The 21,007-nt window shown below is 61.6% G+C and carries 17 protein-coding genes; 9 read left to right on the plus strand and 8 right to left on the minus strand.

The features are described 5' to 3' along the window. Positions 1 to 24 precede the first annotated feature (24 nt). The 4 genes from lpxK (at position 25) to Q4S41_RS12155 (ending at position 4,250) form a co-directional block, all read left to right on the plus strand. Positions 25 to 1,128 carry a tetraacyldisaccharide 4'-kinase gene (lpxK, locus tag Q4S41_RS12140; RefSeq protein ID WP_305031391.1) on the plus strand — a complete coding sequence of 368 codons (1,104 nt, stop codon included), beginning with the start codon at positions 25 to 27 and terminating at the stop codon, positions 1,126 to 1,128. Next, a complete protein-coding gene (locus Q4S41_RS12145) occupies positions 1,125 to 3,197 on the plus strand; it encodes a putative porin (protein WP_305031392.1) in 2,073 nt (690 codons plus the stop codon). Before lpxK ends, Q4S41_RS12145 begins: the two co-directional genes overlap by 4 nt. 11 nt (positions 3,198 to 3,208) lie before the next feature. After that, entirely contained in the window at positions 3,209 to 3,805 is a 597-nt protein-coding gene (gene miaE / locus Q4S41_RS12150; protein WP_243512896.1) for a tRNA-(ms[2]io[6]A)-hydroxylase, read from the plus strand. Positions 3,806 to 3,866: 61 nt separating this feature from the next. Beyond that, positions 3,867 to 4,250 carry a hypothetical protein gene (locus Q4S41_RS12155; protein WP_305031393.1) on the plus strand — a complete coding sequence of 128 codons (384 nt, stop codon included), beginning with the start codon at positions 3,867 to 3,869 and terminating at the stop codon, positions 4,248 to 4,250. A 10-nt stretch (positions 4,251 to 4,260) separates the two neighbouring features. Here Q4S41_RS12155 and fahA read toward each other — a convergent pair whose 3' ends face one another. From fahA to Q4S41_RS12170, 3 genes are all read right to left on the minus strand, one after another. Continuing rightward, on the minus strand, positions 4,261 to 5,547 hold the full coding sequence (gene fahA / locus Q4S41_RS12160) for a fumarylacetoacetase (RefSeq protein ID WP_305031394.1): 1,287 nt from the start codon (positions 5,545 to 5,547) through the stop codon (positions 4,261 to 4,263). A gap of 194 nt (positions 5,548 to 5,741) precedes the next feature. Then, positions 5,742 to 5,957 (minus strand): NifU family protein, encoded by a 216-nt coding sequence (locus tag Q4S41_RS12165; RefSeq protein ID WP_305014419.1) that lies wholly within the window; start codon positions 5,955 to 5,957, stop codon positions 5,742 to 5,744. A 48-nt stretch (positions 5,958 to 6,005) separates the two neighbouring features. Next, complete coding sequence (locus Q4S41_RS12170) at positions 6,006 to 7,109, minus strand: Mrp/NBP35 family ATP-binding protein (RefSeq protein ID WP_305031395.1); 1,104 nt, start codon at positions 7,107 to 7,109, stop codon at positions 6,006 to 6,008. A 210-nt stretch (positions 7,110 to 7,319) separates the two neighbouring features. Between Q4S41_RS12170 and Q4S41_RS12175 the strand changes: the two genes are divergently transcribed. Further along, complete coding sequence (locus Q4S41_RS12175; RefSeq protein WP_305031396.1) at positions 7,320 to 7,613, plus strand: hypothetical protein; 294 nt, start codon at positions 7,320 to 7,322, stop codon at positions 7,611 to 7,613. 69 nt (positions 7,614 to 7,682) lie between these two features. On the opposite strand, the gene Q4S41_RS12180 is transcribed toward Q4S41_RS12175, so the two are convergent. The 3 genes from Q4S41_RS12180 to Q4S41_RS12190 all read right to left on the minus strand — a co-directional run bounded on the left by Q4S41_RS12180 (position 7,683) and on the right by Q4S41_RS12190 (position 12,023). Next, positions 7,683 to 9,533: a glycoside hydrolase family 2 TIM barrel-domain containing protein gene (locus Q4S41_RS12180; RefSeq protein ID WP_305031397.1), complete on the minus strand. Its 1,851-nt coding sequence runs from the start codon at positions 9,531 to 9,533 to the stop codon at positions 7,683 to 7,685. Between the two features lie 231 nt (positions 9,534 to 9,764). Next, positions 9,765 to 10,562, minus strand: coding sequence for a phosphatase PAP2 family protein (locus Q4S41_RS12185; RefSeq protein WP_305031398.1), 798 nt, complete (start codon positions 10,560 to 10,562; stop codon positions 9,765 to 9,767). Positions 10,563 to 10,745: 183 nt separating this feature from the next. Beyond that, a complete protein-coding gene (locus tag Q4S41_RS12190; protein ID WP_369811291.1) occupies positions 10,746 to 12,023 on the minus strand; it encodes an asparagine synthetase B in 1,278 nt (425 codons plus the stop codon). A 161-nt stretch (positions 12,024 to 12,184) separates the two neighbouring features. Between Q4S41_RS12190 and Q4S41_RS12195 the strand changes: the two genes are divergently transcribed. From Q4S41_RS12195 to Q4S41_RS12205, 3 genes are read left to right on the plus strand one after another with little or no spacing between them, the layout of a single operon-like run. Next, positions 12,185 to 13,459 (plus strand): ABC transporter permease, encoded by a 1,275-nt coding sequence (locus Q4S41_RS12195; RefSeq protein WP_305031399.1) that lies wholly within the window; start codon positions 12,185 to 12,187, stop codon positions 13,457 to 13,459. Positions 13,460 to 13,487: 28 nt separating this feature from the next. Beyond that, positions 13,488 to 14,339 (plus strand): hypothetical protein, encoded by an 852-nt coding sequence (locus tag Q4S41_RS12200; protein WP_305031400.1) that lies wholly within the window; start codon positions 13,488 to 13,490, stop codon positions 14,337 to 14,339. A gap of 44 nt (positions 14,340 to 14,383) precedes the next feature. Continuing rightward, entirely contained in the window at positions 14,384 to 15,196 is an 813-nt protein-coding gene (locus Q4S41_RS12205) for a hypothetical protein (protein ID WP_305031401.1), read from the plus strand. Here Q4S41_RS12205 and mtaB read toward each other — a convergent pair. After that, positions 15,193 to 16,527: a tRNA (N(6)-L-threonylcarbamoyladenosine(37)-C(2))-methylthiotransferase MtaB gene (gene mtaB, locus Q4S41_RS12210; RefSeq protein WP_305031402.1), complete on the minus strand. Its 1,335-nt coding sequence runs from the start codon at positions 16,525 to 16,527 to the stop codon at positions 15,193 to 15,195. The genes Q4S41_RS12205 and mtaB overlap by 4 nt on opposite strands. Before the next feature lie 48 nt (positions 16,528 to 16,575). Beyond that, complete coding sequence (locus Q4S41_RS12215) at positions 16,576 to 18,360, minus strand: LTA synthase family protein (RefSeq protein WP_305031403.1); 1,785 nt, start codon at positions 18,358 to 18,360, stop codon at positions 16,576 to 16,578. Positions 18,361 to 18,684: 324 nt separating this feature from the next. On the opposite strand from Q4S41_RS12215, the gene Q4S41_RS12220 reads away from it, so the two are divergent. Continuing rightward, positions 18,685 to 20,874, plus strand: a complete 2,190-nt coding sequence (locus tag Q4S41_RS12220; RefSeq protein ID WP_305031404.1) for a glutamine synthetase III family protein — start codon at positions 18,685 to 18,687, stop codon at positions 20,872 to 20,874. Positions 20,875 to 21,007: the final 133 nt, after the last annotated feature.

The raw sequence follows: 21,007 nt of genomic DNA on the forward strand, positions 1-21,007 counted from the left end.
AACCCGCCGTACTTTTGGGGGCTTATGGCCCGTTTGCTGGTATTTTTGCTGCTGCCGTTTTCCTGGCTCTACGCCGGCGTGATGGCCGTGCGCAACTGGTTGTATGACGTGGGCTGGAAGAAATCGGAGGTCTTTGCCGTGCCACTGCTTTGCGTGGGCAACCTGCGGGTGGGCGGCACCGGCAAAACGCCGCACGTCATCTGGCTGGTGGAAGAATTGCGGCGCCAAGGCCACCGCCCAGCCATCCTGAGCCGTGGCTACGGCCGCCAAACCACCGGCCCGCGCCTGGCCGGCCCTGCCGATTCGGCCGGTACGGTGGGCGACGAGCCGTGGCAGTATTTCGGGCACTTCGCTGGGTTGGCCGTGCCCGTGGCGGTGGCGGAAAAGCGCGCTCTGGGCGTGCGGCTGCTATTGGAAAACCATCCCGAAATCACGGTAGTCGTCCTCGATGATGCCTACCAGCACCGCGCCGTGCGCGCCACGCTCAACGTGTTGCTGACGGAGCACGCGCGGCCGTTTTATGAAGATTTCGTGCTGCCGGCCGGGCGCCTGCGCGAAAGCCGCGGCGCCGCCGGCCGGGCCGATGTCGTTATCGTCACCAAATGCCACCCCGACTTAGGCGAAGCCGCGCAAGCGGCCATCCGGGAACGTATTGGTCGCTACAGTCGGCCGGGTGTGCCGGTACTGTTTTCGGCGTACGAGTACGCCGAACCCCGGTCTTTGGCAACAACGGTGGAATGGGTAGGAAACGACATAGTGCCGGGTTCGCCGCGTACGCCGACGATGGGGGCGGCCCTGCTGCTGACGGGCATTGCGCAGCCGCAGCCGTTGTATCAGTATCTTGAAAGTCAGGGCTATATCATTCGGCATCACGAGCAGCTTCCCGACCATCATGCCTTCCGGCGCGAGGATATCGACGCGCTGCAGGCGCATTGGCAGCCGGGCTGGCCTATTTTTACAACGGAAAAGGACGCTACGCGCCTTGACCACCCTGGTTTGTGGGCCGGCCGACCAGCCATGCAGTTGGACATCTATACCATTCCGGTGCGGGTGGCGTTCCTGGGCACTAGCGCTGCAGAGTTGCGGCTGCTACTGCCCGATGCGCGTCCTGGCTCCTCTTTGATTTGATTTTAACCCTGCCGGCTTCCGGCGCATCCGTTACCTGTTTGAAGGCCCCACAACGAGGATTACTATGGCTGTGGCCGCGGCTGCTGGCCCTGTTGCTGCTGCTGAAGCTGGCCGCACCCGACGCTCATGCGCAGGTGCTCGACGACTCCACCAAGGCAGTATATGGCCCGAAAACTACCCGCGTCATCTACGAGGCTGAGGTGCTGCGTGACTCCACCGGCGGTACGCCGCTCGATACCACGCTCACGAACTTTCCGCAGGACCGGTTCTGGATGCACGACACCACGTTTCAGCAGGATTTGGGAGCCGTGGGCACGGCGTCGCGGCCTTTGCTCTACCAGCCCAACCTGCAGCTGGGCGCCCGTTTTGGGCGCGACGTGTTCAATAAATACGCCCACGATGCCAGTCAGGTGCCGTACTACGACTCCCGCTCGCCGTTCTCGTTTTTCCGCTACATCCAGTCCGGCGCCGGTGAGCAGGTGTTCGAGTTCAACTACAGCCGCAGCCTGAAGAAAAACTTCAGCGTGGGCTTCAACTACGAGCGCATTGCCTCCAATAAGGTGCTGGCCACCAGCGGCGGCGGCTTGGGCAAGGGCCTGGTGGAACACTCCAACCTGATGCTCTACGGCCGCCTGCAATCCGAGAACGAACGGTACCATTTGCTGTTCAACATTGGCAATGCCCGGCACCGGGCCGTGGAGCAGGGCGGCATCTGGCCGGTCACCCAGCGCGCGCTGAACGAGCAGGGCAGCGACAGCGTCACGCTCGGCGAGTCGGCCCCCAACCTGCTGTTCAACTACGCCGCCGAACGGGTGTACCTCACCAAGGCCATCAACACCGAGGACCGCGACGAGCTGTACTTCACCCAAACCTACCGCCTGCTAGGCCGGGGCCTCACCGCCTACCACACCTTCGACGCCAAGCGCCAGTACAACAGCTACTCCGACCAAGCCCTGCAGCGCCTCAACACGGCCGAGCTATACTATCCGCGGGTGCTCTTTTACCCGCGCGTGCTGCGCAATACCACCGCCATTCTCGACCGCGCCGAGTTCCGGCAGGTAGAAAATACCTTCGGCGTGCTGGGCCGCACCGATGTAGTGGAATACCGCCTCTATGGCCGCCTGCGCAACGCCAGCCTGGCCACCAAAACGCTTTACGTGAACCAGTTCCGGCCCGTGCGCGCCTCCACCGGCGACTCGCTGGTGGTGGGTGCGCCTACCCGCACGTTTACCCAGGCGTTTGTGGGCGGCACGGTGGCCTTCAACTACCACAAGATTTACGCCGTGGAAGCCGCCGGCGAATACAAGCTGTTTGACGAGTACTGGCTGCGCGCCTCCGTGCGCACGGGGCCGCTGTCGGTAGAGGCCCTGCGCTCGTCGTACTCGCCCACGCTCACGCAGCAGGAACTGGTGGGCAACAACTACGAATGGCATCACTTGCCGGGCACAGCCACCGAGTTCAGCAACACCAGCAGCACCCAGCTCACCGGCCGCCTGCGCTTCCGGCTGCCCGATTTTGGCCGCTTCACACAGCAGCACTTTGAGGCCAGCGCCAGCCTCGTCAACCTTACCAATCTGGTGTATTACAACACGGCGGGCATGCCGGAGCAGGCCACCGTGGCCAAGAACCTGCAAATTGTTCACGCGCGCCACCAGGTGCATTTCGGGCGCGTGGGCTTCGACAACCAAGCCACCTACACGCAGGGCGGCGACGTGACGGGCATTCGCATTCCGAAGCTGGTGACCAACTCGCGGGTGTTCTACGAGAGCTACATCTTCCGCAAGGCGCTGTTCAGCCAGGTGGGGATGCAGGTGTATTACCAGTCGGCCTACAAAGCGTTCGATTACAGCCCCAGCACCCAGCAGTTCTATCAGCAGGACCATTTCACCATCACCAATCACGCCGTGGCCGACGTGTTTTTCTCGGCCGATATCAAGGCAGTGTCGGTGTTTCTGAAAATGGCCTACATCAACCAAGGCATCATTTCGAACGGTTATTTCACCACGCCCTACTACACGGGCTACCCGCGGCGTTTTCAGTTCGGGGTGCGGTGGAATTTCTTCAATTAGAAAGCCAGCAAATGAAAGAGAAAACCATCCTGAAGCTCAAGCTGAACACCGACCCGCGTTGGGTGAACATTGCCGAGAAAAACATTGAGGACATTCTGGTTGACCACGCCTGGTGCGAGCAAAAAGCCGCCAGCACCGGCATCAGCATGATTATTCACTACCCCGAGAAAACCCGGCTGGTGGATGAACTCACCGACCTCGTGGCCGAGGAGTGGAGCCACTTCGAGCGGGTGCTGCTGGAGTTGCGCAAGCGCGGCTACGCCCTGGGCCGCCCCCGCAAAGATGAATACGTGGTGCAGCTACTGGCCCACGTGCGCAAAGGCGGCGCCCGCGAGCGCCAGCTCATGGACCAGCTCCTGGTGTCGGCTCTCATCGAAGCCCGCAGCTGCGAGCGGTTCAAGCTGCTCTGGCAAAACATTGCCGACCAAGAGCTCAGCAAATTCTATTACGAGCTGATGGTGTCGGAAGCCGCGCATTTCGTGAGCTACGTCGACTTGGCTAAGGAATATTGTGACCCCAAACAAGTGGACGAGCGGCTGCAGGAACTGCTCGTTATCGAGGGCGAAATCGTGACCAATTTGCCGGTGCGCGACGACCGCATGCACTAAGCAAAAAGCTGTCACCTCCATGTGCTACAAGGGTATCCATATTTTCAGCCTTTTCCTACTCATGCTCGAAGGTTGCGTAATAGCTGATAATCATCAACTTCCTGAGTTTGCCTACAACGGAAAAGCGCACAATAGCCGAATTATCACAAGGCGTCCTGACTATGGTGATGGCCACCCGGATGGCTGCATTGTGATGGATGAGATGCAGTTGAGGATGAATGTTATTTCGCCTGATTCCGTATCATTTGAGGTGAAAGACGTCGGGACACAACAGCCAGTAATGGCTACCATAATGCTGGTCTATCAAACGCCTGCTAAGATTGATACCTTGCTAACTAATATAGCAGGAGGTGTTTCTGCTAAAAGAAGCGCTGACCTCAAAAGGGTTGAAGCCGCAAGCCTGGGGTACAGACAACTTACTGTTGACCTAACGCGGCTTAAATAGTCTTTGCCGGCTACAGTGCCGGCAGCACCGTGCCGCGCACCTCCCCAAAGCCAATCCGAACGCCGTCTTTTTCCGCAAAGCCGCGCATGGTCACCGTGTCGCCATCGAGCAGGAACTTGCGTTCTGAGCCGTCGGCCAAGGGCACGGGGCGGGTGCCGCGCCAGGCCAACTCCAGCATCGAGCCCAGCGAATCGGGTGTGGGGCCCGAGATGGTGCCGGAGGCGTAGAGGTCGCCGGCTTCGAGGTTGCAGCCGTTGGAGGCGTGGTGGGCCAGCTGCTGGGCCATGCTCCAGTACATGAGGCCAAAATTGGTGCGGCTGATGGTGGTTTCGGGGCCGCCGACGGGCGTGAGGGCCACTTCGAGGTGCACATCGAAGTTGTGGGCGCCGCTCTGGCTGAGGTAGGGCAGAGGCGCGGGCTCCTGCACCGGTCCGGCGATGCGGAAGGGCTCCAGGGCATCGAGCGTGACCACCCAGGGCGCCACGCTGCTGCCGAAGTTCTTGCCCAGGAACGGCCCCAGCGGCACGTATTCCCAGCTTTGCAGGTCGCGGGCGCTCCAGTCGTTGAAAAGGCAAAGGCCGAAAATGTGGTTTTCGGCGTCGGCGATGGGCACGGTGCTGCCCAACTCGGTGCCGGTGCCCACCACGAAGGCCATTTCCAGCTCAAAATCTAGCTGGCGGCTGGGGCCGAAGGTAGGCGCGGCTTCGTCGGGCGCCTTGCGCTGGCCGTTGGGCCGGCGGATGTCGGTGCCCGACACCACGATGCTACTGGTGCGGCCGTGGTAGCCGATGGGGATGTGGCGCCAGTTGGGCAGCAGCGCGTTGGCCGGGTCGCGGAACATGGTGCCCACGTTGGTGGCGTGTTCGATGCTGCTGTAGAAATCGGTGTAGTTGGCGGGCTTCACGGGGCGCAACATCCGCACCTCGGTTTGGCGGAGCAGGCAGGCGCGCACGGCCTCTTCGTGGTCGCGCAGGCGGGGCTCGTCGTGGCGCAGCAACTCGCTCACGCGCTGGCGCACGGCCCGCCACGCCGGCCGCCCCAGCCGCAAAAAGGCATTGAGCGAGCGGCGCCGGAATACCTTCGGCTGCGCGTCGCCAAGCTCGGTCAGGTCCTCAAAAAAGCCGTATTGGCTCACGGCGTACAAATCGAGCACGTAGCCCCCAATAGCCACCGCCAGGCGCGGCCCCCGCTCCTCGGTTTCGAACACCCCAAACGGTAGGTTCTGGATGGGAAAGTCGTTGTCGGGGCGAATGTCAATCCAGGAGCGAAGGGTGGGCGAGTTGGGCGAAGTGGCCATGCGACAGGGAGGGCAGGGGAGTTGAGGAGAAGAGAGGGGAAATGGGGGCAAAACAGGACGTCATGCTGAGTGTAGCCGAAGCATCTCTACCGCAATAGTAAACCACTCGATTGAGTCACTACCACACGCGAGATGCTTCGGCTACGCTCAGCATGACGTCCTGTTCTGCTTAGTCAAATAACGGCAAAAGAAGCCTAACGCGCCTCCACGGCCGTGATTTCCGGCACGGCTTTCTTAACGGTATCCTCCAGGCCGGCGCGCGTCATCGGCGACATGGGGCAGGCTCCGCAGGCGCCTTCCCATTGCAGCTGAAGCACGCCTTCGGGCGTGATGTTGGCCACGCGCACGTTGCCGCCGTCGGTGGCCAGGTAGGGGCGCAGGGTGTCGAGGGCCGCTTCGATGCGGGGCATCAGCGGATGGTCGAAAGTGGGGAGGGCGGTTGTCGTTTCCACGGGTAGTTAGGAATTCATCTGCACGACGGCCGTTTTGGGCGCCACGTTGTTGCGGATACTCACTTGCCGGGCCACGGCTTCGGCCAAATCGGCGAAGAGCTGGCCCACGGCCGACTTCGGGTCGAGTACGGCCGGCTGGCCCTGGTCGCCGTTTTCGCGGATGCTTTGCACCAGCGGCAGCTGGCCCAGCAGCGGCACGTCGTGCTGCGCGGCGAGGCGCTGGCCGCCCCCTTCGCCAAAGATATAGTACTTGCTGTCGGGCAATTCGGCCGGCGTAAACCACGCCATATTCTCCACCACGCCCAGCACGGGCACGTTGATTTGCGGCTGCCGGAACATCTGCAAACCCTTCTGGGCATCGGCCAGCGCCACTTTCTGCGGCGTGGTCACGATAACGGCGCCGGTGACGGGCACGGTTTGCACCAGCGTCAGGTGAATGTCGGACGTGCCGGGCGGCAGGTCGAGCAGCAGGTAATCCAGCTCGCCCCAGTCTACTTCGGTGATGAACTGCTTAAGCGCCGACGAGGCCATGGGCCCGCGCCACACAATGGCCGATTCGGCCGGCGCCAGGAAGCCGATGCTCATCAATTTCACGCCGTATTTCTCGATGGGCTGAATCAGATTCTTGCCATTCGGGCCCTGAAAAACGTGCGGGGCCTCGTTCTCCACGTTGAACATGACGGGCATGCTGGGGCCGGAAATATCGGCATCGACCAAGCCCACCTTGGCGCCGGTAGCGGCCAGGGCCACGGCCAGGTTGGCCGTCACGGTGCTTTTGCCCACGCCGCCTTTGCCCGAGGCAATGGCGATGATGTTTTTCACGCCGGGGAGCAGGTCACCGCGGTTGTGGCGGCCGGTGGTTACCCGCGAGGTCATGGTAATCACCACGTTGGCGTCCTTGTCTACCATCGTGTGGATGGCGCGCTCGCAGGCGTCGTGGATGAGCTGCTTGAGCGGGCAGGCGGGCGTGGTGAGCACCACGGTGAAGGCGACGGTGAGGCCGGTTATCTCGATATTCTCAATCATGTTGAGCGCGACGAGGTCTTGGCCCAGGTCGGGCTCTTCCACGTAGCTCAGGGCTTTGAGAACGGCTTCTTTGGTAATGGTCATGGGGCAGGCTAAGCGCCGAATGGGCGGGTTGCAAAGATAACCCCGGAAGCGGCGGGCCGGTTCGAGCCTGCCGAAAATGCAGTTTTAGCGGAGATAAAAAAACCAGCCAAGGATTGAAATTTCTTGATGAAAATTTGATGAATTACTTCCATATTTACCAGCTCACGATATCCTAATGTAATACGTTTACCGCTTACCCCACCCTTCGCCATGCCGAACCTCGACCATGCATTTCGTGCCCAAAACGTAGAAATATACAGTTTTTCGGATGGCCCCGACCAGGACAGCGCCGTGGTGGTGGTGAAGCTGGTGGTGCCCCGCGCCGCCAAAGTTCCGGCCCTGCACCAGCATCTCGAAACCGCTGGTTTGCGGGTGCTTCCGGCCTCGGCCAGCAGCACCGTGCTCAGCACTGCCCTTGGCGACCTGCAAATGAGCAGCACCGCCCACCCCACCGACTGGTCGACCACGGCCACGCTGAAGGGCCGCTCATCGGTTGAGCGTTGAATGCCCAGCTTGTGAGTGGCAGAACGGCACAGGAGCGACCCTGCGTCGCTCCACGACCCGGAAGCTGCTCTAGTCCAGCCGTTCCATCAGCCGCGAGGCCAGCAGGCCGGCGGGCACGCTGAGGGCGCCGGTGTGCGGGTCGATGAGGCCGTTGCGCTCGTCCTCGATGTTGGTGGCCTGGGTATACACGTCGCCCGCAATGGGGCGCTGCCGTAGCTCCTGTTTGAAGGCCCGGATGCTGTTGGTGCGGGCTTCAGCATCGGCCGGCCCGCCGTAGTCGGAGAAGCCAAAACCGCCCCATTCGCTCACAATGAGCGGCACCTGGCGACGGTAGAAAAACGGGTCGCCCACCACCAGCGGAAAGGCGGCAGTGCCCTCCATCTCGCCGCCCACCAGCCGGTCGAGCAGCTCTTTCCACCGCTCCAGGTCGGGGGTGTAGAGGTGGGCCGTGAGCAGGTCCGACTTCAGGCGGCCGGTGTAGGACACGTGGTGCCAGCCGTCGTTGTCCACCACCAGAAACTGCGGGTAGGCAATCTGCATGAAGTGGTACATCTCCACAATGTACTGGCGGGTTGCGGGGTTGGTGGCGATGTCCTGGGCGCCCCAGTCTTCGTTGTAAAGGCTCCAAATGACAATGCTGGGGTGCGTTTCGCTGAGCGTGACGAGGCGCAGCAGCTCGGCGCGGTGGTTTTCGCGGCTGCGCGCGGTGGAGCTGTGCGGGCTGGGCACTTCCACCCACAGCAGCAGGCCCAGCTCATCGGCCAGGTTGTAGATGCGCGGGTCGACGCCGGCGATGTGCACGCGCACCAGGTTGCAGCCCAGGGCTTTCATGGCGTGCATGTGGCGCTGCATTTCGTCCAGCGTGGCCGTGCCGGGCTGGTAAAGGATGCCGTCGAGGTAGGTAGGCTGGTTGTTGAGATACACGTAACGGCCGCGCGACTCAATCTTGCGCAGCCCAAACAGCGTTTCGATGGGCGCCGCGTAGCCTTCGTGGTCGATGAGCTGGGCCACCAAGCGGTAGCGGTTGGGTGCCTCGGGGCTCCACAGCTCGGCGCCGGGCACCTCCAGCACCACACGCTGCTGCCACTGCCCGGGCTCCAGGTGAAGCGGAAAATCCGACTCGGCCAGGGGCGTGGTGCGGTCAGTAGTAGTCGGGTCGAACACCTGCAGCCGGATGGTATAATTGCCCGCATCGTGAATGCGCAAGGTCAGGTTGAAGCGCACCAGCTGGTCTTCCACCACGCTCACCACGCCCACGCGGGAGCGCAGGCGGTTGCGCTCCACGGTTTCGAGCCACACGCTGCGCACGGCGCCGGTGTAGGTCTGGTACCAGATGCCGCCGCGCTTGTACACGTGCGACTCCTGCTTGCCGCGCGGCGTTTCGGCATCCATCGTGTCCACGATGCGCACCGTGAGCCGGTTCACGAGGTGCAGGTTTTCCGCATCCAGCTCGTAGCTGAACGAGGTGTATTCGCCGTAGTGCACCTCCTCGCCCTCAATGGTTTTCAGCGGCTGTCCATTTAGCCACACCCGCGTCTCGTAGCCGCAGGCCCCAAAGGTGAGCTGAATGAGCGAGCGGGGCTGGGGCTCGGCTATTTCGGGCAAGGTGAATTCACGCTCGTACCACACCACTATTTTGTCGTGCCAGGTGGCGCCTTCGTGCTGGCCGCGCACTTCCGCCAAGTGGGCTTCCACCGAGCCCGGCCACTGGGCCTTGTGCGCGTAGGTGTGCTCCAGGGCCCACTCTTCTTCCAGGCCTTTGTCCTCCACGTCGTGAGCAAAGCTCCACTCGCCGTCGAGCAGCACGTGGGTGTTCATGCGCAGCACGGCGCGGGGCAGGGGGTTGGTGAAGTCTTCGGGGGCTTCTTCCTCGGACTGGCTGGCCGAAAGCGAGTAATTCGATTGATTCAGGTCCTCCATGCGGGCAATGCTACGTCGGCGCCGCATGATGGCGCGGCGCCTGTCTGTCACTGCTAACGGGCTTCGGGGCCGGAATGATGCAAAAAGAGCGTCGTGTAGAACAGCCTGGCTTGATGAGCATCTGTCATCCTGAGCGCAGCGAAGGACCTTCTCACAGTCGAACGCATGTCGTTGAGCGGTGAGAAGGTCCTTCGCTGCGCTCAGGATGACAGCCGATTTTTATTGACAGCCCTACAGCTGCAACCCCATGGCAAAGCCCGCTCCGCCGGCCGGGCTGTAGCTGGGCACTAGCAGCAGCTTGTGGGCTACTTTCTGCGGCAGCAGCTTGGTGAGGGCGGGGTAGGCGTGCCACACGGTTTCGGCGGAGAGGAAACCGATGGCGGCGCCGGCCAGCACGTCGGTTACCCAGTGCTTGTTGCCCATCACGCGCATGGCGCCGGTGGCGGTGGCCACCGCGTAGCCGCTCACGCTCAGCCAAGGGTATTGGCGGCCGTACTGCTCGTGCAGCAGCGTAGCCGTGAGGAAGGCCTGCGAGGTGTGCGACGACGGGAAAGAGCTCAAATCCTGCGGGTTGTAGGGGCGGGGCTCGGCCGTGTAGCGCTTGAGGTGGCTCACCACGCCTTCGTCCAGCTCGTGCGCCACGAGGTAAATCAGGGTGAAGCCCACGGCGGTGCGCTCGCCTTTATGGCCGGTGGCCATCATGCCGTAGGCCATGGCCAGCGGCACGTGGCGGGTGTAGTCGTCGATGCCATGGGAATTGAAGCCGCGAAACAGCTCCTGCGTTTCGGCCTGCAAATCCTGCTTGGCCTGGCACATCGTCTGGTTGATTTTGGGGCTGTGGGCCAGCACCCCGACGCCAATCAGCACCGACGGCACGGCGACGCGCAGCAACACCGCTTTCCTGGTGCCGGCCAAGGTAGCAGGCCGGGCCACGGTGCTGACAGCAGCAGTGTCAGCAACCTGCGCCCGAACCTGAACAGCCGGCCAACCGGCCAAAAGCAGGAAGAATAAGCGTAAGCGAATCAACATGTAGGCAGGAAGTAAATGTGGATTCTAAAATTAACCTCATATAAGCCTTGTATAAAAGAAAAAACGGTGAGCGGCAGCCTTTTCCAAGCCAACGCCTGCTGCTGACCAGCCGGTAGCACTGGCCATGAAAAAGCCTCACCCGCCATGGGTGAGGCTTTCGGTTACGCCTGCAGCCGAGTCGGCTTAGGTTTTTTGCTTCTTCTTTTTGGCGGCCGGGAAGAGAATGTTGTTCAGGATAAGCCGGTAGCCGGGCGAGTTGGGGTGCAGGGCCAGGTCGGTGGGTTCCTCGCCCACGAGGTGCTGGTAGTCCTCGGGGTCGTGGCCGCCGTAAAACGTCCAGGTGCCCTTGCCCAGGCTGCCGTGGATGTAGCGGGCCTCGCCGGTTTGCTTGGTGTCGCCCATTATCACCACGTCGGATTTGATGAGGCTTTTGCGGAAAGCCGTGGTCTGGCCCATGAAGCCGTGGATGGTTTTTTCGTGGTTCTGGGTGAGCATGGTGGGTACCGGGTCGTACTTGGCCGAGTAGGTGAAGAGCTGGAAGTAGTCGTTCTGCTCACCGAGGCCCCGCTCGCTGGGCTGCATGTCAATGTTGGAGTATTCGTACTGAATGGGGTTGCGCTCCAGCTGGAAATTCTGGAAAGCCAGGCAGCGGTTGAAATTGAGCTTCGATTGGGCCGCCGGGTCGGCCGGGTCGCCGTCGTACATGCTTTCCACCATGTCGATGCCCAGACCAGCCAGGGCAATGTCGTAGCTGTCGGTAGCCGAGCACATGGCGAACAGGAAGCCGCCGCCGGCAATAAATTCCTGCATCTTGGTGGCCACAGCACCTTTCATCACGCTCACTTTATTGAAGCCGTTGCGCTTGGCGGCAGCTTCAGCGTCGCGCACCTGCTGCTGGTACCAGGGGTAGTTGCGGTAGGTGGCGTAAAACTTGCCGTATTCACCGGTAAAGTCCTCGTGGTGCAGGTGCAGCCAGTCGTACTTCGGCAGTTCGCCTTTCAGCACCTCGTCGTCGTAAATCTGGGTGTAGGGGATTTCGGCGTAGGTGAGCACCATGGTCACGGCGTCGTCCCAGGGCTGCTTGCCTTTAGGCGTATACACCGCGATTTTGGGCACCTTCTCCAACTTCATCACGTCCATGTTGGCGTTCGGGTCGGCTATTTCCTGCAGAATGCCGGTGTACTGGGCCTCGCTGATGACCTGGAATGTGACGCCCCGCACGGCCAGCTCGTTCTCGGCCGCCGAACTGGTTTCGAAGGCGAAGGCGCCGCCCCGGTAGTTCAATAGCCAATCGACGGGCACCTCGCGCTGGAGCAGCCAGAAAGCCACGCCGTAGGCCTTAAGGCACTCTTTCTGGGTGTTATCCATCGGAATGAACACGTGGTTAGCGCGGGCGGCCAGCGGCGCGGCCATGCCGGCCCCGGCCAAGAGCACAAAGAGGAGAAAACGCTTAAACAGCATAGGATTTTAGCAAAAGAAACGCCCCTCAGCAACGAGGTTGCGGCGGCGGTGGTTCAAGTTAAGCGCCGGCCGCCGAACTTTGGGCGGTTGCGGGGCCGGTTATCGGCATTTGCACCGTCCGTCATCCCAAGCTCTGCCTGTCAACCTGCGCGCTGCTCAGGATGACAGATGCCCAAAACCTGCTGCAAAAAAACGCCATGAGCCCTTTCGAAAACGTCCGCGAAGCCTTTCGCTCCATCCGCGCCAACCTGTTGCGCACCGTCCTCACGGCCCTGATTCTGAGCATTGGGCTGTTTGCGCTGGTGGGCATTCTGACCAGCATCGACGCGATGAAAAACTCGCTGTCCGAAACCTTCGCCAGCCTGGGGGCCAACTCGTTTGAGCTGCACGCCAAGGGCTACACCAACCGCTTCCGGCGCGGCGGCGTGCAGGGCAAGCAGTACCCGCCCATCGACTTCCTGCAGGCCAAGCTCTATAAAAAAGCCATGGGCGACGAGGCGCAGGTGGGCGTGTCGGCCTTCATCTCGGGCGCCACTGAAATGAAGGCCAATGGCATCAAAACCAACCCCAACATGCAGGTAATCGCGGGCGACGAAAACTACCTGAAAATTCAGGGCTACAACCTCACCGAGGGCCGCACATTTTCGCAAACCGAGCTCAACAGCGGCGCCAACGTGCTGATTGTGGGCGACGAAATCAAGCAGAAGCTGTTTCCCAAGCAAAGCCCCATCGGCCAGTACGTGTCGGCCATGGGCCGCCGCTTCCTGATTGTGGGCCTGCTGGAGAAAAGCGGCGGTAGCATGGGCGGCGGCGGGGCCGACCGCCTAGCTCTGCTGCCGCTCGAAACCGGCAACCAGATGCCCCGCCAGCGCGCCCTTACCTACGACATCAAAACCGCCACCGACAAGCCCGGCACCCTGGCCTTCGTGATGGGCCAGGCCACGGGCAAGATGCGCGCCGTGCGCCACGACCGCCTAGGTCAGGAGGACAGCTTCACGGTGGAAAGCAGCGAGTCGCTGGCCGCCGACCTGGAGTCGATTTCGGGCAAGGTGAAGGCCGGCGGCAGCGTGATGGCCTTCATCACGCTGCTGGGCGCCAGCATTGCCCTGATGAACATCATGCTGGTGTCCGTCACGGAGCGCACCCGCGAAATTGGGATTCGCAAGGCGTTAGGCGCCACGGCAGTGCAAATCCGGCAGCAGTTTCTGATTGAGGCCATCGTGATTTGCCTGCTGGGCGGCACGCTGGGCATCGTGCTGGGCGTGCTGGGCGGCAACGGTGTGGCCAAGCTCATCGGGTCCGAATCGTTCTATGTGCCGTGGGGCTGGATGATGTTGGGCCTGATTATTTGCGTGGGCGTGGGGCTGTCGTCGGGCTACTACCCAGCCAGCAAAGCCGCCGCGCTCGACCCGATTGATTCGTTGCGCTACGAATAGGGCGGGAGTGATGCTGATGAAAGCGCGCTTGCTTGAGCTGTTCCTGCTGCTGGCCGCGCTGCAAGCCCGGGCGCAACTGGCCGCAAGCAGCTTGGCTCAAGTATTTACCGTGACCGATGGCGGCGTTGGAAAATTCAGGTTGCCGCAGGTGCGGCTCCCCAATGCAGCCGTGGCCCGGCGCATCAACCGGCAACTGCTGCGGCAGTGCGTCGACTACACTGGCAGCGTGGATTCAACCGCTAGCCCACGTAGGCAGGTGCGTCAGATGGTGGTGGAATGTTGTTACGACCAGGAAACAAAAGGCTGGATGGCCGGCGGCCTTGGCTACACCGGCACTGATTATACGGTACTGCTGAACCAAGGCTATTTGCTTTCGCTTGAGTTTGCCAAGGATGATAATGGCCTGACCAGAATGGATGCCGAACACCTGACCTTTGACCTGCGCACAGGCAAACGGTTGACGTTGGGCGACCTCGTGGCCGACCCACCGGCGCAACTTGCCCAGCGATTAGAGTGGGCCATTGACCGCCGCCTAAAGGCTGAATTAGCCGATGTAGCGGCCGTTTATGGTGACTCAGACGTTATCGCGCACGTGGCGCAGCTGTATGGGTTTGAGGAGTGGAATACGGTTAAGCAGAAGCCCACTGCCGCCGACACTTCGGCCGCAAGTGCCTCGGACATGAAATACTGGCTTGAAACCGCCGATTTTGCGCTGGATGACCATGCCCTGCTGTTGTACCACAACGTGGGCATGAGCCGCATTGACATTCCGTTTCTGCCCGACCCTGTCTATACTTTTCCCTTTGCGCGCATCCATCCGCGCGGCCTGTTGGTGCCCTTGGCAAAAGCGGCCGGCACCAAAAAGCCCAAAACCAAATAGCAACGCCGGTTTTTATACATTTGCGCAAACCTCATTTGTGCAACATGGTCGCCATTCCCGCTTCCGAAACCATTGACCGGCGCTTTGCTGAACTCATTCAGCAGTTTGGGCTGACCAAAAACAGCTTTGCCATTTCGCTGGGCAAAACCGCCAGCGTGGTGCAGCACCTCATCGACGGCCGCAACAAGCCCGGCTACGACCTGCTGTGCAAAGTTTTTGAAGTCTACCCAAATGTATCAAGGGACTGGTTGCTGCTGGGCCGCGGCCCCATGCTGGTAGGCGGCGAACCCATTGCCAGGTCCGCGCCGCGCCCGGCACCCGCTGCCACCGAGCTGCCGTTGGAGCCCATTGATTTGTCCGACATTGAAGCCCACAGCACCCGCCGCGCCGGCCCCGGTGTGGCCGGTACGCGCCTGCAGCCCGCCGAAATTGCGGCTACCATCGCCTTGGCGACGGCCGCCCAGCAGCCCGCCCGCGCAGTTGCGCCCACCCTGAACGGTTTCGGGCATACCCACCAACCGCAGGAACATCCCGCGGCGGTTGAAACCCCGGCTGCCCCAGAGCCCACAACTGCCCCCGTGCCAACTGCCAGTCCGGCACTTGAGCCGGCTCCGGCACCCACGCCGCCATCGCCTGCCCCGGTTCAGGCAGCAGCGCCTGTTGCGGCCACCGCACAGGTCCCGGCAGCAGTGGCGCCCGCTCCGGCTCCAAATCCCGAAGCTTACATATCGGCCGCATTGCATGCCCAGCACCTGCAACACCAGTTGGCCATGGCCGAAATGCGCAACCAGCACCTATTAGAGCAGCAGCAGATGTTGCGCGAGATGCTGGCCATGGCCCGGCAGGCCATGGTTTAGGCGAAGATTCCCACTTCTTCGGCTTCCATCAAACCCAACGCATTCACCTCCGTGAGGCGCAGCGTTTTCATCTCGCCCACCAGCAGCGGGTCGTACTTGGCGGCCACGCGGATGTAGTTGGGCGTGAAGCCTTCCATGCGGCCATCGGTCACGTCGTCTTCAAACAGCACGTCGGTTTCCAGGCCCAGGTGCTGCTCGTAGAAGTAGCGCTTTTTCTTTTCCGAGAGGCTACGCAGCTGGGTGGTGCGCTCGTGGCGCACCCGGTCCTGCACGCGGCCGGGCAGGGTGGGGGCCAGCGTGTCGGGCCGTTCCGAGTAGGGGAAAACGTGCAGGTAGGAGATGGGCAGCTCGTTTAGAAAATTGTAAGTATCCAGAAAATCGGCGTCGGTTTCGCCCGGAAAGCCCACAATCACATCCACGCCAATGCAGGCGTGCGGCATCAGTTCCTTGATGCGGGCCACGCGCTGAGCATACAGCGCCCGGCGGTAGCGGCGGCGCATGAGACCGAGAATCTTGTCCGAACCGCTTTGCAGCGGGATGTGGAAGTGCGGCATAAATCGCTCCGACGCGGCTACCGTGGTCAGAATCTCGTCGGTCAGCAGGTTGGGCTCGCAGCTGCTGATGCGGAAGCGGCGGATGCCACTCACCTCGTCTAGGGCCTGCACCAGTTGGGTGAAATCTTCGCGGCGCTCACGCTCAGGGCCCTGCAGGCCAAAATCGCCCAGATTCACGCCGGTGAGCACAATTTCTTTCACGCCGGTTTCGGCCAGCTTCTCCACGCGCTCTACCACGCTGGCCACGCTGCCCGAGCGGCTGCCGCCCCGCGCCAGCGGAATGGTGCAGAACGAGCAGGAGTAGTCGCAGCCGTCCTGCACCTTAAGGAAGGTGCGGGTGCGGTCGCCGAACGAGTGCGCAGCCACAAACTCGGTGGCTTCCGAGATGGGGGAGGCGTGCACCGCGCCCGGCTGGCCCGCGGCCGGTTTCTTAAAATCAGCCAGAATATCGACCAGCTGGAATTTCTCGGCTGCGCCCAGCACGGCGCTCACGCCGGGAATGGTGGCGATTTCCTGCGGCTTGAGTTGAGCGTAGCAGCCCACGATGGCCACAAACGCCTCGGGGTTGTGCTTGAGAGCCTGCTGAACCACTTTCCGGCACTTGCGGTCGGCGTGGTCGGTCACGGAGCAGGTGTTGATAACGTATAGGTCGGCTCCGGCTTCGAAGGCAATTTTCTCAAAGCCCTTCTCCTCAAACTGCCGGCCGATGGCCGACGTTTCGGAAAAGTTCAGCTTGCAGCCGAGGGTGTAAAAGGCAACGGATTGGGGGGTAGGCATAGCCCCGCAAAGGTACGGCCGGGCGCCAGAACGTGCCACCGGGCTGGCTTACCGCTTGGTAAAGTCTTCCATCGAAAGCTGTTCCAGCGCTTCGCCGAGGCGAATCTGAGCATCGGGCACGGCGTAGTCGCGCTCCCAGGTGTGGCGGCTCACGTTGTCGTAGGTCACAATGCCGGCGGGCGAAACGGCTCCAAATCCATCGTTATAGGTATAAAACGCAAACGGACGGGCGTGCGGGGCCAGCAAGTCGCGGCTCCACACGTAGTTGGACGCGGGCAGGCGCAGCTGGTGCAGCAGCGTGGCCGCCACATCGGTTTGCGAGCCGATGGTGCGCACCACCCGCCCGCGGCTTTCGGGCCGGATGGCCCCCCCGGCCAGCAGCAGCGGAATCCGGAATTTCTTCGGACTTTGGTTGGTCGAGTTACCCGGTAGAATATGGCCGTGGTCGGCCACGAGTACCAGCAGGGTGTTGGCGTACCACGGCTGCTTTCGGGCCGCTTGCAGGAATTTCCCCAGGGTATAATCCGTGTAAAACACCGAATTGCGGAACTGGGCTACTTCCGTTGTACCGGGAAACCGGGTTTTCATGGGCACGTCAAAAGGCTCGTGGCTGCTCAGGGTGAAGGCCGTCACGAAAAACGGTTGGCGCTGCTGGCCCAGCTCGGCCAGCATGCGGTTGAAAAGCACGCCGTCGTGCGCCCCCCATTTCGAGTTTTGCTCGGAGGCCGCAAAGTCGGCCCGCTCGGTGAGGTGCTCGTAGCCGGCCGTTTGCAGGTAGCTTTTCATGTTGGCAAAAGCCAGCTCGCCGCCGTAGTAATAGCGTGAGCTGTAGCCTGCCAGGCTCAGCGTGCGGCACAGGTGCGGCAGGTTCTCCGTTTTGCGCGGAAACTTGATGATGCTTGTGGTGGGCTGGTTGGGATAGCCCGAAAGCAGCGACACCAGGCCCTTCTGGCTGCGGTCGCCGGCCGCGTAAATGTGGTCGAACAGCACCCCCGTTTGCGCCAGGCTGTCCAGGCTGGGGGTCACGCCCTTTTCGCCACCCACGCTGCCCACCAGCTTGGAGGTAAAGCTCTCCAGGATGATAAACAGCACATTCGGCCGGGTAGTCGTCAGCACCGAGGCGGCCGAATCGGCGGGCGCGGCTGCGCCCACGGCCAGCGGGTAGAGGCCGGCCACCAACCGCCGGGCCGTGCTATCGGCCATGAAGGGCTTGAGGGGTTTCTCGTCGGCCCGCAGCACCAGGGCACTCATAAAGTTCCAGGGCGCATTCAGGGCCGCGTGGTTGGCAAAGGGCGTGCGCGAGAAATACACGTCGCTTTGGTTCACCGGTATTTGCTGGGTGCCGCCGCGCAGGGGCACCACCAGCAGCACGGCGTAAAGCAGGCCGGCCAGCGCCGCCCGCCCACGCCCAAACCAGGGCGCCAGCTCCGGCAACCGGCCCACCACCACCTTGTAGAGCGCCCAGCTGCCCAGGCCCAGCCCCGCCAGCAGCGCCAGGAGCACCGCCACTGGCGCGCTGCCCGCCGATGCCGCCATCTCGGCCGGCGAGCTCAGGTATTGCAAGGGCGTGTCATCGAGCCGAAAGCCCCACGCGCGGTACAACTCTAGGTCGACAATTATCAACAATGCCAGCAGCGTTCCAATTATCGCCGAATAACCATTCACCAAGCCGCGCAGGGGCAAGCGGGGAATGAGGCTGCCCACCGCCAGCAATAGAAAAGGAATCAGGCACACATAGGCCGCCGCCGAAGCATCCAGCCGCAAGCCGTAGCCAAACGTGGCCGCCAGCGTGCCGAGCGAAAGACGTGAAGCGGCAGCATGCTCGTACCCCAAAAAGAGAGCCCGACCCAGTCCAAAAAAAAGCAGCCAGAATAAAAAGTAGCGCGGCTGAAACGCAAAGCGGTTTTTCACCCCGCAAAGATAGCCTCTGACTCAGCCTGGTCTTAAAAATCGCAACTCAGCATAACGATGTGGTTTTCTTTGAAAAAAGCTCAAATGCGGGTGTCTCTGGGAGGGGGAGGACCAGAAAAAGTAGCCTTATTTAGAAAATCACCTCAAAAAATCAGGGGTTGGTACGGCCAAAATTGATTCTTGCTTTATCTTTGCCTCAGAATTTATAACTCATCCAGTCAATAGTCCCTGTCGGTTCTTTCGTCTATGGCCACCCTTCGCTTTAAAGCCCTCGAACTCGTCAACCTCCGCCGTCCCATCACCGTGGTGCCGGCTGCCGCCCGCCGTTCCGACAGCTATGGGCAAAACGTGTTCAACCTGGAAGCCATGCGGGCCACCATGCCCGGCGACTATTTCAAGAAGCTGCAGGCCGCCATTAAGCAGGGCGCTACCGTGGAGCGCAACGTGGCCGACGCCGTGGCTTCGGCCATGAAAACCTGGGCCATGGCCAAAGGTGCCACCCACTACACCCACTGGTTCCAGCCCCTGACCGGCGCCACCGCCGAAAAGCACGACTCCTTCTTCGACCTTAACTCCGATGGTCGGCCGATTGAAAACTTCAAGGGCTCGGCCCTCGTGCAGCAGGAGCCCGACGCCTCGTCGTTCCCCAACGGCGGCATTCGCAACACCTTCGAGGCCCGTGGCTACACCGCCTGGGACCCCACCTCGCCCGCTTTCATCATCGAAACTGTAGGCGCCAAAACGCTGTGCATCCCCACCATTTTCGTGGCCTACACCGGCGAGGCGCTCGACTATAAAGCCCCGCTGCTGAAGTCGCTGGGTGTACTGGAAAAGGCCGCCGTGGAAGTTTGCCAGTATTTCGACAAAGACGTGAGCCGCGTGAACACCACGCTGGGCATCGAGCAGGAGTACTTCCTGGTTGACAAAGCGCTGTATGACGCCCGCCCCGACCTCGTGATGACCGGCCGTACCCTGTTCGGCCACACGCCCGCCAAGGGCCAGCAGCTCGACGACCATTACTTCGGCTCGATTCCGGCCCGTGTGCACGGTTTCATGCTGGAGTTCGAGGAAGAAGCCAACCTGCTCGGTATTCCGCTGCGTACCCGCCACAACGAGGTGGCTCCCAACCAGTTCGAGTGCGCTCCCACTTTCGAGGACGCCAACCTGGCCGTGGACCACAACCAGCTGCTGATGGATGTGATGGACCGCGTGGCCGAGCGCCATAACTTCAAAGTGCTGCTGCACGAGAAGCCCTTTGCCGGCGTGAACGGCAGCGGCAAGCACAACAACTGGGCGATGAGCACCGATACCGGCGTGAACCTGCTCGCCCCCGGCCGTCGCCCCAAGGAAAACCTGCAATTCCTGGCCTTCCTCATCACCACCATCAAGGCCGTGCACCGCTACGCCGACCTGCTGCGCGCCAGCATTGCCTCGGCCAGCAACGACCACCGCCTGGGCGCCAACGAAGCCCCGCCGGCTATCATGTCGGTGTTCCTTGGCTCGATGCTGGACGGCGTGCTCGATGAGTTGGAGCGCACGGCCAAGCTGCCGCTCGACAAAGGCGACAACATCTACCTCAAGCTGGGCATCGACAAGATTCCGCCCATCCTGCTCGACAACACCGACCGCAACCGTACCTCGCCTTTCGCCTTCACCGGCAACAAGTTCGAGCTGCGCGCCGTGGGCTCGTCGGCCAACTGCTCTTCGGCCATGACCGTGCTGAACGCCATCGTAGCCGACCAGCTCATTGACTTCAAAACGGCCGTTGATGCCCTAATTGACCAAGGCAAGAAGAAGGAAGTGGCCATCGTGGAAGTGCTGCGCGAGTACGTCATCTCCTCGAAAGACATCCGCTTCGAAGGCAACGGCTACTCCGACGAGTGGAAGGAGGAAGCCGCCCGCCGCGGCCTTAGCAACATTGCCACCACGCCCCAGGCCCTCGATGCGCTCGTGCGTGAAGACGCCGAGGAACTTTTTGCCCGCCACGGCATCTTCTCCCGCGTGGAGCTTCATGCCCGCCACGAGATTTTGCTGGAGGAGTACATGAAGAAAATCCAGATTGAAAGCCGCGTGCTGGGCGACTTGGCCATCAACCATATCATCCCGACTGCGTTACAATACCAAACCAAGCTGATTGACAACGTGCGCGGCCTGCGCGAGCTGGGCCTTGACGACGAGCACAGCCAGGTGACCGTGGAGATGATTAAGGCCATCTCGCGCCACGTATCGACCATTAAAACCAATGCCGACGCCATGACGGAGGCACGCAAGCAAGCCAATAAAATCGCAGACGGCCGCGAAATCGCCGTGACCTACTGCGAGCAGGTAAAACCAAAATTCGACCCCATCCGCCGCGCCGTAGACAAGCTCGAACAGATGGTGGCCGACGAGGACTGGCCGCTGGTGAAGTACCGTGAACTGTTGTTCAGCCGGTAGTTCCTGACGGACGGAATCGGGTCCGGTGTTGGGTGGGAATTCTCGCCGCGCCCCGGTTTTTAAAGAGGTACCTCTGTGAGGTGCCTTTTTTTGGCCGGTAGCCGCAAACGATTGCGGGTAGTTGGAATATGGC

The sequence above is a fragment of the Hymenobacter convexus genome (genome assembly GCF_030580955.1).
Lineage (GTDB): Bacteria > Bacteroidota > Bacteroidia > Cytophagales > Hymenobacteraceae > Hymenobacter.